This window comes from Pseudokordiimonas caeni, assembly GCF_026719705.1.
Taxonomy (GTDB): Bacteria; Pseudomonadota; Alphaproteobacteria; order Sphingomonadales; family Kordiimonadaceae; genus Gimibacter; species Gimibacter caeni.
In genome coordinates this window covers 345962-362474 of sequence record NZ_JAPPRR010000003.1, presented here as the reverse complement: position 1 = coordinate 362474, position 16513 = coordinate 345962, and the positions used below count along the sequence as shown (strand labels likewise).

The 16513-nt window shown below is 61.9% G+C and carries 15 protein-coding genes; 9 read left to right on the top strand and 6 right to left on the bottom strand.

The annotated features are described in order from the left end of the window. From OU694_RS14880 to OU694_RS14865, 4 genes are all read left to right on the top strand, one after another. Window positions 1–1014 (top strand): calcium-binding protein (locus tag OU694_RS14880; protein ID WP_308911802.1); only part of this gene is annotated, 1014 nt, incomplete at its 5' end. Window positions 1015–1087: 73 nt separating this feature from the next. Then, entirely contained in the window at window positions 1088–2011 is a 924-nt protein-coding gene (locus OU694_RS14875) for a bile acid:sodium symporter family protein (protein ID WP_308911801.1), read from the top strand. A gap of 3 nt (window positions 2012–2014) precedes the next feature. Beyond that, a complete protein-coding gene (locus tag OU694_RS14870; RefSeq protein ID WP_308911800.1) occupies window positions 2015–3796 on the top strand; it encodes an N-acyl-D-amino-acid deacylase family protein in 1782 nt (593 codons plus the stop codon). Then, a complete protein-coding gene (locus OU694_RS14865; protein ID WP_308911799.1) occupies window positions 3796–4545 on the top strand; it encodes a sulfite exporter TauE/SafE family protein in 750 nt (249 codons plus the stop codon). The genes OU694_RS14870 and OU694_RS14865 overlap by 1 nt, the downstream gene beginning before the upstream one ends. Window positions 4546–4548: 3 nt before the next feature. Here OU694_RS14865 and OU694_RS14860 read toward each other — a convergent pair whose 3' ends face one another. Beyond that, window positions 4549–5739, bottom strand: coding sequence for a PEPxxWA-CTERM sorting domain-containing protein (locus OU694_RS14860; RefSeq protein WP_308911798.1), 1191 nt, complete (start codon window positions 5737–5739; stop codon window positions 4549–4551). 127 nt (window positions 5740–5866) lie between these two features. After that, window positions 5867–7201 carry a glutamine synthetase family protein gene (locus OU694_RS14855; RefSeq protein ID WP_373460418.1) on the bottom strand — a complete coding sequence of 445 codons (1335 nt, stop codon included), beginning with the start codon at window positions 7199–7201 and terminating at the stop codon, window positions 5867–5869. A 256-nt stretch (window positions 7202–7457) separates the two neighbouring features. Here OU694_RS14855 and OU694_RS14850 point away from each other — a divergent pair, with 256 nt between their 5' ends. The 5 genes from OU694_RS14850 (at window position 7458) to OU694_RS14830 (ending at window position 12362) form a co-directional block, all read left to right on the top strand. After that, window positions 7458–8333: a TrmH family RNA methyltransferase gene (locus OU694_RS14850; protein WP_308911796.1), complete on the top strand. Its 876-nt coding sequence runs from the start codon at window positions 7458–7460 to the stop codon at window positions 8331–8333. Between the two features lie 111 nt (window positions 8334–8444). Beyond that, complete coding sequence (locus tag OU694_RS14845; protein ID WP_308911795.1) at window positions 8445–8963, top strand: hypothetical protein; 519 nt, start codon at window positions 8445–8447, stop codon at window positions 8961–8963. Window positions 8964–9046: 83 nt separating this feature from the next. Next, on the top strand, window positions 9047–9970 hold the full coding sequence (locus tag OU694_RS14840; RefSeq protein WP_308911794.1) for a hydroxymethylglutaryl-CoA lyase: 924 nt from the start codon (window positions 9047–9049) through the stop codon (window positions 9968–9970). After that, window positions 9967–11217, top strand: coding sequence for a molybdopterin molybdotransferase MoeA (locus OU694_RS14835; protein WP_308911793.1), 1251 nt, complete (start codon window positions 9967–9969; stop codon window positions 11215–11217). The genes OU694_RS14840 and OU694_RS14835 overlap by 4 nt, the downstream gene beginning before the upstream one ends. 68 nt (window positions 11218–11285) lie before the next feature. After that, window positions 11286–12362: a LacI family DNA-binding transcriptional regulator gene (locus tag OU694_RS14830; protein ID WP_308911792.1), complete on the top strand. Its 1077-nt coding sequence runs from the start codon at window positions 11286–11288 to the stop codon at window positions 12360–12362. Window positions 12363–12374: 12 nt separating this feature from the next. Here the strand turns inward: OU694_RS14830 and OU694_RS14825 are convergent, their stop codons facing one another. From OU694_RS14825 to OU694_RS14810, 4 genes are read right to left on the bottom strand one after another with little or no spacing between them, the layout of a single operon-like run. Further along, window positions 12375–13658, bottom strand: a complete 1284-nt coding sequence (locus OU694_RS14825; protein WP_308911791.1) for a TRAP transporter large permease — start codon at window positions 13656–13658, stop codon at window positions 12375–12377. Further along, a complete protein-coding gene (locus OU694_RS14820; RefSeq protein WP_308911789.1) occupies window positions 13655–14179 on the bottom strand; it encodes a TRAP transporter small permease in 525 nt (174 codons plus the stop codon). Before OU694_RS14820 ends, OU694_RS14825 begins: the two co-directional genes overlap by 4 nt. After that, a complete protein-coding gene (locus OU694_RS14815; RefSeq protein ID WP_308911788.1) occupies window positions 14176–15150 on the bottom strand; it encodes a TRAP transporter substrate-binding protein in 975 nt (324 codons plus the stop codon). Before OU694_RS14815 ends, OU694_RS14820 begins: the two co-directional genes overlap by 4 nt. Before the next feature lie 3 nt (window positions 15151–15153). Continuing rightward, a complete protein-coding gene (locus tag OU694_RS14810; RefSeq protein WP_308911787.1) occupies window positions 15154–16509 on the bottom strand; it encodes a pectate lyase family protein in 1356 nt (451 codons plus the stop codon). Window positions 16510–16513: the final 4 nt, after the last annotated feature.

Genomic DNA, 16513 nt, shown 5'->3' with positions numbered 1-16513 from the left:
ATCAATGCCGCCGCCCTGATGGAAGGCGCGCAGATCGACCTCAGACCCGGCCAGACCAGCCTGATCGGCGGGGAAGCGGCCTTCAAGGTGGCGGCGGGTGCGGTGATCACCAGTGCCATCGGCACCGATCAGGCCGACCGGCTGATCGGCAGCGCCAAGGCCGACACGCTTTATGGCATGCAGGGCGATGACAACCTGAACGGCGACGCCGGCAATGATACGCTGATCGGGGGCGCCGGGAACGATATACTCGTCGGCAAGGCCGGCGCCGACCGGATGGAAGGCGGCGACGGCAATGATCAGCTCTGGGCCGGGGCCGGGGACGACATGGCTGATATTGTGCTCGGCGGCAAGGGCAACGATACCCTTGGCGGCGGGGCTGGGAATGACCTGCTGGTGGGCGGTGCGGGCACCGACCTCATTTATGGCAGTGTCGGGGATGACACCATCTGGGTGGGGGACGAGGACAGCCAGTCCGAGACCACATCCAACACTTCATGGGGCGGGGACGGAAATGACCGTATCCATGGTGGAGCCGGGGCTGACACGCTCGCCGGCGGCAAGGGCGACGACACCCTGATCGGCGGCGACGGAAACGATATCTTCTATGGTGGCAAGAGTGACGATACTGACACCGGCCGCAACGATGTGATCGAGGGCGGCGCCGGCAACGACACGGTCTATGGGGGCGGCGGGGCCGATGACATTGATGGCGGCGCTGGCAACGACCAGCTCTGGGGCGGGCTTGGCAACGATACCCTGACCGGCGGCAGCGGGGACGACACCTTCGTCTTCCAGTCCGGCACCGGCAGCGACACCATCACCGACTTCAAGACAGGCGACGACATGCTGGACCTTGCCGGCACCAGCGCCGCCATCACCACGACCGCCGCGCTCAAGGCGGCTGCAAGCAGCGTATCAGGCGACATCACCATCGACCTCGGCGGGGGCGACAGCCTGACCCTCAAGGGGCTGACGATTGGCGACCTTGATGATGTGGTGCTCGTGGGGTGATTAACCATCTTTCGCGCTTCCCATATCTGTACTCATCGGTCTAGGATACCCGCCGGGAGAGTGGGAGGTTTTCTTGGAACGGGCAGTCGTTGAACTGGGTGCCGGGGCGCAGGCCCTGATGGCCTTTTCAATCGCTTTCACGATGTTTTCGGTGGCGCTTGGCCTGCGGCTGGCGCATTTCCGGCCGCTGGCGGCGCGCCCGCATGCGCTTCTCGCCGGCTATGCCACACAGCTGATCGGCCTGCCGCTCCTCACCCTCGCGCTTGTCTGGCTCATTCGCCCGGACCCGAGCCTCGCCTTCGGGATGATCCTGGTGGCGAGTTGCCCGGGCGGCAATGTCTCCAACTTCTACACGCTGATGGCGCGCGGCAATGTGGCCTATTCGGTGACTCTGACCGCGCTTTCAAGCGTGCTCGCTGCCCTCACCGTGCCCTTGTCGGTGCTGTTCTGGGGCGGGCTTTACCCGCCGGTTGCCGCCCTTCTGGATGAAATCGATATCAACGGCGCGAGCTTCCTCATGCAAACCGCGCTGATGCTTGGCCTGCCGCTGGTGCTCGGCATGACGCTCGCCGCGCGCTTCCCGAAGGCGACCGAACGCCACCGCCCGCTCGCGCTGCGGATCTCGCTCGCGCTGCTCCTTGGCATCGTCATTTTCGGGCTTTATACAAACGCTGGCCTGCTGGCAAAATACTGGGCAGATATCGTGCCGCTGACGGCGGTGCATAACCTGTTGGCCTTTGCGCTCGGCGCTGGCGCGGGTGCGCTGTTCCTGCGTGACGCGGGCGACCGGCGGGCGCTTGCCTTCGAGGTCGGCATCCAGAACAGCGCGCTTGGCCTTGCCATTCTCATGACCCAGTTCGGCGGCATCGGCGGCGCCGTGATGCTGACGGCGACCTGGGGCATCTGGCATTTCATCGGCGGCTTTATCACGCTTGCCCTTTACCGTTTGGCGGATGCGCGCTTCACGCGCCCGCTTCCTGCGACCCAAGGAGACTGACCCATGTATGACCTTCTGATCACCGGCGGCACGATTTACGATGGCACGGGGGCGGCCGGCCGCAAGGCCGACGTTGCCGTGAAAGACGGCAAGATTGCCGCCATCGGCGAAAATCTGGGCGCGGCCAAACGCACCATCGATGCCACCGGCCATATCGTCACCCCCGGCTTTCTGGATGTGCATACGCATTATGACGGGCAGGTCTCGTGGGACGACAAGTTTGAACCCTCCTGCTACCACGGCGTGACCACCGCCGTGATGGGCTCGTGCGGCGTCGGCTTCGCGCCCGTTCGCCCTACCGACCACAAAAAGCTGATCAGCCTGATGGAAGGTGTGGAGGAAATCCCCGGTGCGGCCCTTGCCGAAGGCCTGACCTGGAACTGGGAATCCGTGCCAGATTATATGAATGCCATCGATTTCCCGCATGCCATCGATTTCGCGGTACAGGTGGTGCACGATCCCTTGCGCATGTATGTGATGGGCGACCGTGCGGTGGTGAACGAACCCGCGACCCCCGCTGACATTGCCGAGATGAAGCGCCTGACGCGTGAAGCACTCGAAGCCGGTGCTGTCGGCCTTTCCATCGGCCGGTCGGACGTGCACCGCACGGCGGAAGGCCAGTGGACGCCCTCGTCCGAAGCCGGGAAGGAAGAACTCGCCGGGCTCGCCGAAGCTTTCCGAGGCCTTGATCACGGCGTGCTGCAGGCGGTGAACGATTTCGACCTGGAGCGCGGCAATCCCGAGGCTTTCGACTATGAATTCGACCTTCTGGAAGCCTTTGTCGAGGCATCGGGCGGGCGGCCCTTCTCGATGTCGCTGATGCAGCGCGACTTTGCCCCCAAGCAGTGGAAAGATATCATCGCCCGCGGCGAGGCCGCCAAGGCCCGCGGGCTGGACATGCATTTTCAGGTGGCTCCGCGCGGCATTGGCGTCACGCTTGGCCTCACCTGCACCTTCCATCCTTTCATGGGCTTCCCGAGCTACAAGAAGATCAGCCACCTGCCCATCGAGGAACGCGTGAAGGTGATGCGCGACCCCGCCTTCAAGGCACAGATGCTGTCGGAAAAGCCCGATCAGCTGGCGGGCGACGGCACGCCGATCCCGCCCTTGGCCGACAAGCTCCTCGGCATGATCGATTTTGTCAGCTGCAAGCTTTTCCGGCTGGGTGACAATCCGGACTATGAACAGTCGCCCGAAACCTCGGTTTACAAGCTGGCGGTCGCGGACGGCGTGAAGCCGCTGGAGAAAATCTATGATCTTCTCCTTGAGGACGACGGCCACGCCTTCCTCTATTTCCCGATCTATAATTACACCGATCTCAACTTCAATGCGGTCGAGACGATGCTGAAGCATCCGCAGTCGATCATGGGGCTGTCGGATGGCGGCGCCCATGTTGGCACGGTGTGCGACAGCAGTTTCCCAAGCTATATGCTGGCCCACTGGACGCGCGACCGCAGCCGGGGTGGCAAGCTCGAACTCGCGGAAGCCATCCGCAAGCTGACCTCGCAGCTTGCCGACTATATGGGCTTTGCAGATCGCGGCCGGATCGAGGTGGGCAAGAAGGCTGACCTCAATGTCATCGACTATGAGGGCCTCAAACTTCTGGCCCCGCGCATGGTTCATGACTTGCCTGCAGGCGGCGCACGCCTTATCCAGAAGGCCAAGGGCTACAAGGCAACCATCGTCTCGGGCGAAGTGATCGTCGATGACGGGGTGCTGACCGATGCCCGGCCAGGCCGTCTGGTACGTGGCGGCACACAAGGAAAAGAGAAAGCCGCCGCCTGATGCAGGATATGCCGTTTGATGTTGTTTCCGCCGTCTTCATGATGGCGGCTGTGTTCCTGTCGTCCATCCTGCGCGCCTTCACGGGCTTCGGTTTTGCGCTTGCCGCCATCCCGGTGCTCGCGCTTTTCCTGCCACCTTCGACCACCGTTGTGGTCGTCGCGTCGCTCACGCTGCTTGTCAGCCTGCAGACGGTGAAGGAATTCTGGGACCCGGTGGAGGTAAAACGCTCCGCCGGGATGATCGGCGCCAGCATCCTTGGCACGGCGGCGGGCGCTGTGTTCCTCGGGATGCTGTCCGTTTCGCTCTTCCAGCTGATCGTCGGGGTCACCGTGATCGCAGCGAGCCTGATGCTGAATTTCGCGCATCCGAAGGAACGTGAAGTCGGCAGCGGCCTGAAGGCTATGATCGGCTTCCTGTCGGGCATCATGAACGGACTTCTGGCCATTCCCGGCCCGCCCGTGATCATCTATGCCCTGTCGGCATACGCGACACCGGCGCGCAGCCGCGGCTTCCTGATGATCTTCTTCCTGTTTTCAGCAGCCTTCGCGCTCACCGGTTTCGGCGTGCAGGGCTTCATCGGGATAACCGAGCTGATGTATATCGCCGCCGCCTATCCGGCCATGTATGCCGGCAACCGTTTCGGCAACAAATGGTTCCAGACCCACGGCAGCGCCACCTACCGCCGCATCGCCAACGCCACCCTGCTGCTCATCGGCATCAGTGCGGTGGCGAAGGCAATGGCGGGGTAAGGATCAGGCTGCGAGAGCCCGGCGACGACGAACAGCAAGGCCGGTAATGCCGAAGCCCATGATCATCATCAGCCAAGTGGCGGGTTCGGGAATACCCCCGATGGGACCAAGAATTGGGGTCAGGACAAATGACCGCCTAAAGGATTCGCCACTTCCGTCCCGATAGGTTCCCCAGCCTGTAATCTGGCCCACTTCATTGATGGCCATCGCGATACCGGCGGTGTAATCGAGGTCGGAGACAATAAGATCATTCAGATCGACCATCCCCGTCTCGCGCTCCCAAATGAAAGCACTCCCACCTTCCGTCGCTGAAGGACTCGACCCCACTACCTGCCCAGCATCATTTATGCCGTAGGCCCAGCTATAATTGTCTCCGCCCGGGAAGTCCCCAAGATCGATTATCTCGCCATCATCCCAGAAGAAGGCACGATACTCATACTCCGTGGAGGCAATCGTGCTTGCCCCTATCACTTGACCCAAATTATTGATACCCGTTGCGAGGGCGTTGACGCCGGTTCCAATATCAGGAAGGGAACCAATGTCAGTGAGCACACCGTTCTCCCAAATTACGGCATGATCACCAGCCAGACCGGCATCGCTTTCACCCACAATCAGGCCAGCATTGTTGATGGCATAAGCTTGGCTGCTTTCAGCGCGACTGGCCAACGCGCCTAGATCGGTCATTATTCCGTCCTCCCAGAGGAAGGCGTGAAGTTTGCCGTTGCCCGTATCTGCCCCGGTATAGCTTGAACCCACAATCTGACCAGCATCATTGATGGCAAAGGCTTCGCTACGATCCCAGCCGCCGGGCAGATCGCCAAGATCGGTCATCACGCCGTCTTCCCAAAGGAAGGCACGCTGACCGCTCGCACTCCCGCTAACCCCCACAATCTGGCCGGAATTATTGATGCCATTCGCTCGGCTATAACCGGCTTCACCGAGCAGAACGCCGAGGTCAGTCATCACACCGTCTTCCCAAAGGAAGGCACGCTGACCGCTGGCAGAAGAGCTATAGCCGACTACCTGCCCAGCATCATTGATGCCATAGGCGTAGCTATGATCATAGCCGCCAGGAAAATCATCAATCAGGGCGAGGCTGTAAGTGACGGCATGAGCTGCCCCTGCCGGCACCATGAAACAAAAGGAGACGGCAAGGATTGCACTAGTGACGGCTTTGACAACGGTCTGGTTCACGGTTGTTTCCTTCATTCAACATGCCTGAAAACAACCGGCGATACTCAAGATGAGAACTTCAACTCAAGATATGTAAAATCCCATCTGAAATCTACCGCAAAGAATAGCCTAGCCTGTGATCTGCCCCCTACACGCTCAAGAGCAGATGCTCGCGCTCCCAGCTTGAGATCACCTTGTTATAGGCGGCGATTTCGAGCGATTTAACCTCCACGAAGGCATCCACGAAGCGGCTGCCGAGCATGGCGCGGACGGCGTCTGATGCTGCCATCCGGCCCAAGGCTTCCGGCAGGTAGCGCGGCAGGGTGAAGGGCAGTTCGTGCGCGTCGCCCGGCACCACTTCTTCGGGCTCGATCTTTTCGATCAGGCCGATAAGGCCGCAGGCGAGCGTGGCGGCAAACGCGAGATACGGGTTGCTATCCACCCCCGGCAGGCGGTTTTCCACCCGGCGGGCATTGGGGCTCGAATGCGGGACCCGAAGGCCGCAGGTGCGGTTGTCGCGGCCCCAGTGCAGATTGATCGGCGCGTCGCTTTCAAGCCGCATCCGGCGGAAGCTGTTGACGTTCGGATACATCAGCGGCGTCACCGCGGCCAGATGCTTCTGCAGGCCACCGATATAGTGATAGAGCGCCGGCGTATCCTCGCCCTTTTCATCGGCAAAGATGTTGCGGCCGGTCTTGATGTCCACCAGCGACTGATGCACATGCATGGCCGAGCCCGGCTCGTCCTGGTGCGGCATCGCCATGAAGGTGGCATACATGCCGTCTTTCATCGCCGCCTGACGCACCATCCGTTTGAAAAGGAAGACCTGATCGGCAAGTTCCAGCGCGTCGCCGTGGGTGCAGTTGATCTCCAGCTGCGCCGGGCCTTGCTCGTGCGCCATGGTGCCGATCTTCTGGTGCATCACCTCGGCATAGTCATAGATGCGGTTCACGACGGGGTCGAAGTCGTTGGCGGCTTCGATGCCATAGGGCTGGCGCCCAGCCTCGCGGCGGCCGCTCAGGCCCACCGGCGGCACCAGCTTCAGGTCCGGGTCGATATTTTTTTCGATGAGGTAGAATTCCAGCTCCGGCGCCACGATGGGCTTCAGGCCGAGGGCTTTGTATTTCGCGAGGATATTCTTCAGGAGGCTGCGGGCCGCGAAATCGACAAGCTCGCCATCCTTGTTCTTCACGTCGCAGATGATCTGCGCCACCGGCTCGTCATACCAGGGCACCAGCCGCACGCTCGAAGGATCGGGGATCATGCGGACATCGGCATCGATGGTTTGCGCGACAGATTTTTCGTAATCATAGTCCCCGGTCACCGACTGGACGAGGACGGCCTCGGGCATGCGCAGGCCTTCGCTATCAAGGGCGGAGATGAACTCCTCGCGCGGGACGATCTTGCCGCGCATCACGCCGTTGAGATCGGGGACAAGGCATTCAACCTCATCAACCCGGTGGCTGCGCAGCCACTGGATCAGGGCGGGGTTGCTGGTTGGGAAAGCCGGCGCGTCAGAAGACTGGGCATCGGCAGCAGATTGGTCATTCACGGAACACCTCTCGTGTGCGAGCCACCGAGCCATTTCGGCGGCTCCGGGTACGATAGGCGCACCAAATGTGATCACAATCAAGCAAATCCTTCTTAACGATCACCGTGAAAGCCTTGCATCACGGGCTGTTCAAGCCTGCCTTTCCCCGGTATGAAAGGCCAAAGACCCAGAAGGATTTGCACACCCCATGACCCGTCCGCCTATCCCGTTTCCGCCGGCTCTCACCAGCACCCAGAATGCGCGGGTGAAGCATGCGAAGGAACTGCGGCTGAAGAAATACCGGCAGCGGCACGGCGAATTTGTGGTGGAAGGCGAGACCTTCCTGCGGCAGGGCCTGAAGGCCGGCTTCACCTTGAAGCAGGCTTTCGTGCTGGATACCGCCTTCGATAACCGCCTGATGGCTGACCTGTTCGAACAATCGGTGCTGGCGCCCAGAAATACGGTGCTGACAAACAGCCATGTGCAGGCGGCGGTGGCGGGCAAGGATAATCCTCAGCCGGTGATCGCCATTTTTGCCGAGCCGAAACCGGTGCTGGATGATCACCCGCTGGAGGCCGGCCAGCTGTGGGTTGCGCTGCAGGAGCCGCGAGATCCCGGTAATGTGGGCACCGTCATCCGCACGGCGGACGCGGTGGGCGCGGACGGTGTGATCCTCCTTGGCCCTAGTGCCGATCATTGGAGCAGCGACTGCGTGCGCGCCTCGGCGGGATCGGTCTTCTCACTGCCCGTGATTGGCGCGAGCCTTGAAGATTTCAACATCTGGCGCGCCGGTGGGCCCGAAAGCCAATGCCTCGGCCTCGCGCTCGCGGGCAGCGAGCCTTACCTTAAAGCCAGCTATCGCGCGCCCCTCATCCTGATGGTCGGCAGCGAAGGCAGCGGCCTGCCAGACCGCTATAGGGAAGCCTGTGACGGCCTCGTGCGCATCCCGATGCCCGGCATGGCGGAATCGCTCAATCTCGCGGTTTCAACTGCCATTGTGCTTTATCACGCAGCAGGGGCGCTCGGGCGGCTGGACAGCGACGGCGTGAAGCGCTCTCCTCTCGCCTTCAAAAACACCAAATAAACGAGCGGAAACCGGTGGCCATTTAGCGCCTATTAACCGGTTTTCTGTATGCTTCGATTCGGACCGGGGGGTCGGGATTGTTGCACATCGTTTGTTTGTCCGGTGTTTACCTTGGCCAGTCGTTTCCTTAAATTCCTCGCCGCATGGCAGAAAGCCCGCAAGGGCAAGATCGCCCCTTATCGCGGCGACCTCAGCGTCCTCAACATGATTGATGAATCGCGCCAGATCATCACGATCGACATGTCTCGCCGCTCTCCCCGCATCATGTTTGCGGGCTCGATTGCCTCCAAGGGGTTCGAGATGGACCCGATCGGCGAAGAGATGCGCAAGGTGATGTCACCCGCGCTGATCGAACCCATCCTTGCCGATTTTGAAAAGATGCGAGCGGGGGATACCGGCCTTGTCGGCACGTTCGGATATGCCAGTGAACAAAAGCACGCCACGATGCATTTCATCGCGCTGCCGCTGATGAACCACAAGGGCGAGACCAACCTTGCCATCGTTTACGGCATCCTGAGTGAAGCCGTCGCCAACCGCGAAGACCTCTTTCCGCTGATGGCCAAGGCCAATATCTATCAGGCCGAAACCTTCCCGATCGAGCCGCCCACGCGCCAGCGCAAGGCAAGTTGATCCGCCAGCCTCCACACCCCTGTTGACCCGCCCGCCTTCCTGTCAGACGATGCCCCCGACCTGACAGCAAGGATTCGACTATCATGAGACCCGTTGAAATCGTCGAGGTGGGTGCCCGCGACGGCCTGCAGAACGAAAAAGCCCATTTCACCACCGACCAGAAACTGCAGCTGATTGGCGGTGCACTGAAGGCCGGCGTGAAGCGGCTCGAAGTCGCAAGCTTTGTCCACCCCAAACTGGTGCCCCAGATGGCTGATGCAGAAGCGGTGATCGCTGCCCTGCCGGACCTCAAGGACGTCACCTATATCGGGCTTGTGCTGAACAAACGCGGTCTCCTGCGTGCCTTCGACACGCGCGAAGGCAACAAGCGCGGCGTTGATGAAGCCGGTGCAGTGGCGGTGGCGACCGATACGTTCGGAGCGAAAAACCAGGGCCAGACAAGCGCTGAATCGGTAGCTGTGACGAAAGAGATCGTGCGCCTCGCCCGCGAGAATGGCATGGCCGCGCAAGTCACCATCTCCACCGCCTTTGGCTGCCCGTTTGAAGGCCGGGTTGACCCTGCCAAGGTGATCGCGATGGCAGAGGATATTGCCGAAGCAGGACCGCGCGAAATTGCGGTCGCCGACACCATCGGGGTCGCCAATCCACGCGCTGTGTTCGATATGGTCGCAGGGCTGCGCGAGCGCCTGCCGGGCTTGCCGATCCGGGCGCATTTCCACAATACGCGCGGCAGCGGCATCGCCAACGCATGGGCCGCCTATCAGGCTGGCGCAGAAGTGCTGGATGCCTCCATCGGCGGGCTTGGCGGTTGCCCGTTCGCGCCCAAGGCCACCGGCAACATCGCCACGGAGGACCTCCTCTATATGCTCGAAGAATGCGGCATTGAAACCGGCGTCGAACTGGAAACCCTGATCGAAACCGCGCGCTTTGTGGAAGGTGTCCTCGGCCGCCCGGTGCCTGCGGCCGTCACGCAGGCGGGCGGATTCCCGGTGCCGCGTCTCGAATGAACGCCGTCACGAAACTTTCCTATTCGGAAGCCTTGCAGCTCATTCGCGCGGCGGCCCGCCCCTTGCCCGTGATCACCGCGCCGCTTGGGCAAGCGACCGGACTGGTGCTCGCCGCCGACGTGGTGGCGCTGAACGCCAACCCGATGTTCGACAATTCGGCGATGGACGGCTTCGCCCTGCGCGCTGTGGACACGGCGGATGCTTCAGATACCCATCCTGCCCGCCTCGCCATCACCGGCACCATTGCGGCAGGTGATACGGCGACACCGGCGCCGGTCGGTGCGGGAGAGGCCGCCGCCATCATGACGGGCGCGACCATGCCCAAGGGCGCCGATACGGTCGTGCCTGTGGAAGATACCGAACGCGAGGGCGATACGCTGGTCCTGAAAGCCCCGCTCGAAGCCGATCGCCACATCCGCAAGGCCGGATCGGACTTCAGGGAGGGCGATTTGCTGCTATCCACCGGCAGCCGCATCACCGCCAGCACCATCCCCGCACTCGCTGCCGCTGGTATTGGCCGGGTGCACGTCACCCGACGCCCGACGCTTGGCTGGATATCAACCGGCCGTGAACTGGTGGACGATCCGGATGCACCGCTCGCCCCCGGACAGATCCGCAACAGCTCCGCCCCATACGGCGCCGCGATCACCGCCGCCTTCGGGCTCGATCTCGCGCTACAGCGCACAGTTGGCGATGACGGCGACAGTTTCCGCACGGCGCTTGAAGCCATGCAGGAAGCGGGCGTCGATATGGTCGTCTCCACCGGGGCCGTATCCGTTGGCCAGTTCGATTTCGTGCGTAGCGTGCTCGAAGCCATGGGGGCCGAAATCCTGTTGCACCGGGTGAAGGTTCGCCCCGGCAAGCCCGTGCTGTTCGCGCAACTGCCGGACGGACGGCCCTTCTTCGGCCTGCCCGGCAACCCGGCCTCCACCGCCATGGGCTTCCGCATGTTCATGATCCCCTATTTGCGCGCTGCCTTGGGCCTGCCGGTGGAACAACCCCTCACCGCGCGCCTGACCGCGGCGGCAGCGGCCTCCGAAGGCCTGACCGTTTTCCTGAAAGCAAGGCTGGAAGGCGGCGCCGATGGCATGCTGGCGGTGACGCCCCTTGTGGGTCAGGAATCCTACCGGATCGGCTCGATGACCGGCATGAATGCCTGGCTCGTCCATCCTGAAGGCTGCGCCACGCTCACGCCCGGCACGCTTGTATCCTGCTATCCCGCCACCCCTGATTGGGCGACGGGGTAAAAAGCCGCTGGCCTTTGCCCTAAGCGCTTACTAGAGTGGACGGAAACCGTTTACCTTGGGGCAGGGACTTGGCCAGTTCAGACGAAAAGCCGGATGATTTGGATACCGGACAGGGGCGCCCCGGCGCGCGCCGCAAGCCCAAGATCACCATCAATGACATCGCCCGCATGGCCGGCGTTTCCAAGAAAACCGTTTCGCGCGTCATCAATGATGCCACAACGGTAAAGGCCAGCACGCGCGACAAGATCAAGGCCCTGATCAAGGAATATGATTTCTCGCCCGACCCGCAGGCCCGCGCGCTTGCCTTCCGGCGGTCCTTCCTTGTCGCGATGATCTACGATAATCCGAGCCCGCAATATATTGTGAATATGCAGCGCGGCATTCTGGATGCGCTGGCCGGTTCAAGCTGCCAACTAGTGATCCGCCCGTGCGACCGGAATGCCCCCGACTTTTACGACATGATCGGCGAATTTATCGAGCAGCAGCGCCTGTTTGGCGCCGTCTTGCCGCCTTCGGTTTCCGAGGATGACCATATCGCCGAAATGCTGAAAGAGGCCGACTGCCCCTATGTGCGGATCGCATCTGTGGAGCTGGACGAGCCCCACCGCATGATCCGCACGCGGGAAGCTCACGGGGCCGCCGAAGCTGCACGCCATCTGGCGCGGCTCGGCCACCGGCGTATCGCCCATATCAGGGGCCCTGAAAGCTTCCGGTCCTCACACGAACGCCTGCGCGGCTTTCAGGACGGCCTTTCGGAGTTCGGCCTGCACCTCAAGGACGATGACATCGTGTTTGGCGGCTATACCTACGAGACCGGCTATGAATGCGCCCGGCAACTGCTGGCGAAGCCCGAACGCCCGACCGCGATCTTTGCCGGTAACGACGAAATGGCGCTTGGCGTTTACAAGGCCGCCCGCGAACTTGGCCTTTCAGTGCCCGCCGACATTTCCGTTGTGGGTTTCGATGATACGCCGATTGCATCCCGCATCGCGCCCTACCTGACGACCGTGCATTCGCCCATTCGCGATATCGGCTATCTGGCAGGCAAGCTGCTGATGGATGGTCCGAAGGGCCCCAAGGGCGCGATGACCTCGATCACCCCCGAACTTGTCGTTCGGGAATCGACAGCCGCCCCGGCCTTCTGATCCTCTCGCCCCTCAGCCCTTCAACAGGTGCGGCAGCCACAGGCTGAAGGCCGGCACGAACGTGACCGCCATGATCGCGCCGAAGTGGGCGAAATAGAAGGGCCACACGCTTTTCACCACCTGCTCAATCCGCACCTTGCCGACCGAGCAACCGACGAAAAGCGCGGTACCCACCGGCGGGGTGATGAGGCCGACCCCAAGGTTCATGATCAGCATCACGCCGAACTGCACAGGGTCCATCCCGAACTTCATGGCAATCGGCAGGAAGATCGGCGTGGTGATGATGATCAGCGGCGCCATATCCATCACGGCACCGAGCATCAGGAGCGCGATATTGATCATCAGGAACATCACAATCGGATTGTCGGTGATGCCGCCCATCAGGTCGCTGACCATAGTCGGCGCGTCCGATGCGGCGAGCACCCAGCCAAAGGCCGATGCCGCGCCGATCAGGAACAGGACCGATGCCGTGGTGCGCGCTGCATCGCGGGTGGCAGCCATGAAAGCGCGCCAGTCAAGCTCGCGGTAGACGAAGGCGGTGATGGCCAAGCCATAGATCACCGCAACCGCGCTTGCCTCCGTCGGTGTGAAGATACCAAGCCGGATACCGCCGACGATGATCAGGATCATCATCAGGCCGGGTACTGCCGCCACAAGGCAGCGCAGCACATTACCCCAGCCGCCGAAGGGCTTCACCGGATAGCCGCGCTTCACCGCGATCCAGTAGGCAGCGATGGCAAGGAGCGCGGCGGTCAGGATGCCCGGCACAACACCCGCAAGGAACAGGTCCCCCACGCTGATGCTGCCGCCCGCGGCAATCGCAAAGAGGATCATATTGTGGCTTGGGGGGATGACGAGGCCGAGGACGGAGGAAGCGACCGTCACGTTCACGGCATAATCGGCGCTATAGCCTTCCTCTTTCATCTTGGGGATCAGCACACCGCCCACTGCCGAAACACCGGCGATGGCAGACCCGGAAATCCCGCCGAACAGGAGTGAGGTCAGCACGTTCACCTGCCCCAGGCCCCCACGCTTGTGCCCGACCAGCGACTGCGCAAAGGCGACGATCCGGTCAGCCGCCCCGCCGCGCAGCATGATTTCCCCCGAATAGATGAAGAAGGGAATGGCAATCAGCGCAAAGACACTGAAGCCCGATGACATGCGCTGCAAAACGACTAGCGGCGACAGGTCCATGAACAGGATCGCGGCAAGCGACGACAGTGCCAGCGAAAAGGCGATCGGCATCCCGATCACAAGAAACACGACAAAGGCGATGGCCAGAACGACAAGGCTCATGACTGGTTATCCCGGTGCAGATGGGCTGTCAGGAAGCGGCGCGAGGCGATCCGGCGCAGCGTGAAGAGAAGCATCATGGCCCCGGCAATCGGGAAGCCCCAGTAATTGACGGACCGTGAAAAACCGAGTGTCGGTACAGTCCATGCCTCTACCAGCACGGCCATGCGGGCGCCGTAGACGATCATCAGCACCGCAAAGGCGAGGATCAGCAATTCCACGATCAGCCGGCAGGCAATCTGCAGCTTCACCGGAAACTTGGCAAGAAAGGCATCAAGCGCAATGAGCCCGTCGTTGCGCACCGCCACTGCGGCCCCGATGAGGGTCAGATAAACCATCAGGATGCCGGCCAGTTGCTCGGACCATTTCGGTGTATCGTTGAGGACAAAGCGGCCAAACACCTGCCAGCCGACAATCGCGGTCATCACCACAAGGCTGGCAACAGTGACAAGCTCGGCACCCTTCACGATCAGGCGGTCGGCGCCCTCGCCCGCGACGGGCTTTTCGGAAATCTGGTCGCTCATTCCGTTTCCTCCGCGCGGCGCACAAGGTCCGCGAGGCGCGGCGTGCCGGCAAAGCGTTCATAAAGGGGCTGCAAGGCCCGGCGGAAAGCCTCGCGGTCCGGCACGTCATTCACCTTGTTGCCGGCTCCTTCGACGCGTTCGCGCGCTTCCTGCACCTGCGCCTTCCAGAGCGTCGCCATATAGCGCGCACTTTGGCGCGCTACTTCGCGCACGCGTTTCTGGTCCTCGGGCGAAAGCTTGTCCCACGTCAGTTTGGACATGACGAGGATTTCAGGCGTCATCGAATGGCCGGTCAGGCTGTAGAAGGGCGCAACCTCAAAGTGGCGGGTGTCGGCATAGGACGGCCAGTTGTTCTCGGCGCCGTCCACCGTGCCGTTCCGGAGCCCTTCATAGACCTGCCCCAGTTCCATCGGCGTGGCATTGCCGCCCAGAAGCTCGATCATCGCGACATTCATGTCAGAGTTCGGCACGCGGATGCGCAGGCCCTGAAGGTCGGCGGGCGTCAGGATCGGGCGGCGGGTGTTGTAAAAATTGCGGCTACCGGATTCGTAGAAGGTGAGACCGATCAGGCCGTAAGGCTCAAGGCTCGCCAGTATCTCATCACCGACCGGGCCATACAGCACCCGGTCGCGATGTTCTTCCGACCGGAAAAGGAACGGCAGTGACGGAATGATTGTCTCTGGCGCCACATTCTGGAGGGCAGCCAGAAACACCCGGTTGATATCCACGGCGCCAAAGACTGTCTGTTCCAGCGTGTCCCATTCCTCGCCAAGCTGGCGGCCCGGATACATGGAAATGCGGATGCGGCCCTCGGTCGACTTCTCCAGAAGCTCACCCATATGCTGGACGCTTTTCACCGTCGGATAGCCGTAGGGGTGGGTATCCGCCGCGCGCAGGACAAGATCGGCAGCAGCAAGGGGGGCAAGCCCCGCCATCAGCGATACTGCAGCCGCCAGGAACAGACGATGCATGGCTCAGGTGCCCTTCGCAGTGTAGCTGTGATCGAGTACAGCCGGGTTTTTCGGCTCCATGGTGGCGAGATCCCAGTCATCAGGATTGAACGGGCGACGGGTCTCCGGCATCACCGGATAGCCGCCAACCTCGGTTTCGCGGTCGATGATCTTGCCGCGACCTTCGCCGGCATTCATGATGATGCGGCGGTCCTGTACATCACGGTCCCACGGGCGGGCGCCGACATCTGCGAGCACACTGCGCTCCAGTTCATCGGTCGGCATCACCTCAAGCCCTTCGGGCCAGACAGGCGGCTTTTTCACTTCGATGACCTTGGCGGACGACATGGTGTAGCGGCCGATCATCGGCAGCGGTTCACCGATCCGGTCTACCGCCACGTTGTCCTTGCCATAGTAGCGCAGGTCGCCGTAGCCTCCGATCATCAGGAAGGCGATTTTGGGCGCCGTGGACGGGCCTGCCCGCATAACGTTGCCGACGGCGCTCAGGAGTCCGTCCTGATATTCATAACCCCGCCATTCTTCCTCCATCAGATTGTAATGGATGGCGCGCTGGCCGGGGTCATAGATGATATTGTTCACAACAGCTGCGTGAACCCCGCCCTTGAGGTGCGGGTTGCGTTCATAATTGTGGGCGTAAAGGTTCCGGTAGATCAGCACGTTCGCGACATTGTCGTGAATGAGCGACCCTTTCGAATGCTCGAACTTAGCATGCGTGGCATTGGCCAGCCCTTCCGCGATGATATTGTTCGAGAAGGTGATGCTGTGCGAGGCATTCTTGCGCCATTCATCGGGCGTATCGCCGATGAAGCGCTTGCCCGAGGCGGAAAGGTTTTCGTCCGTCGCCCACGTGAGCGTGCAATGGTCGACAATCACATTCGAGGCGCCAAAATTCGAGATACTGTCGAAATCCACGCCGCTGAACTGTTCGGCACCGGCCCAGCCGGGGCGCACACGAAGGTGACGCACGATCACATCGTGGGTGGTGATATCGATGCCGCCCTTGACGAGCGTGATGCCCGGCGACGGCGCCGTCTGGCCGGCGATGGTGAGATAGGGTTCCTCAACGCGCAGGGTTTTCTGCCCCAGATCAATCACACCGCCCACCTCAAATACGATGATGCGCGGGCCCTTGGTTTGCACGGCTTCGGCGAACGAGCCGGGGCCATCGGTATTGAGGTTGGTCACCCGGATGATCTGGCCACCCCGCCCGCCCGGCGTATGCTTGGCCCAGCCAACAGCACCCGGAAAGGCAAGCTCGGCGCTTTCAGCGGCGGTCGCGGCCGGCAGCGCGGCAATGATCGATGAAAACACGAAGGCAGCCGCAACAAGCGGGCGCCCGATAACACTGGTTACTGACATCCAG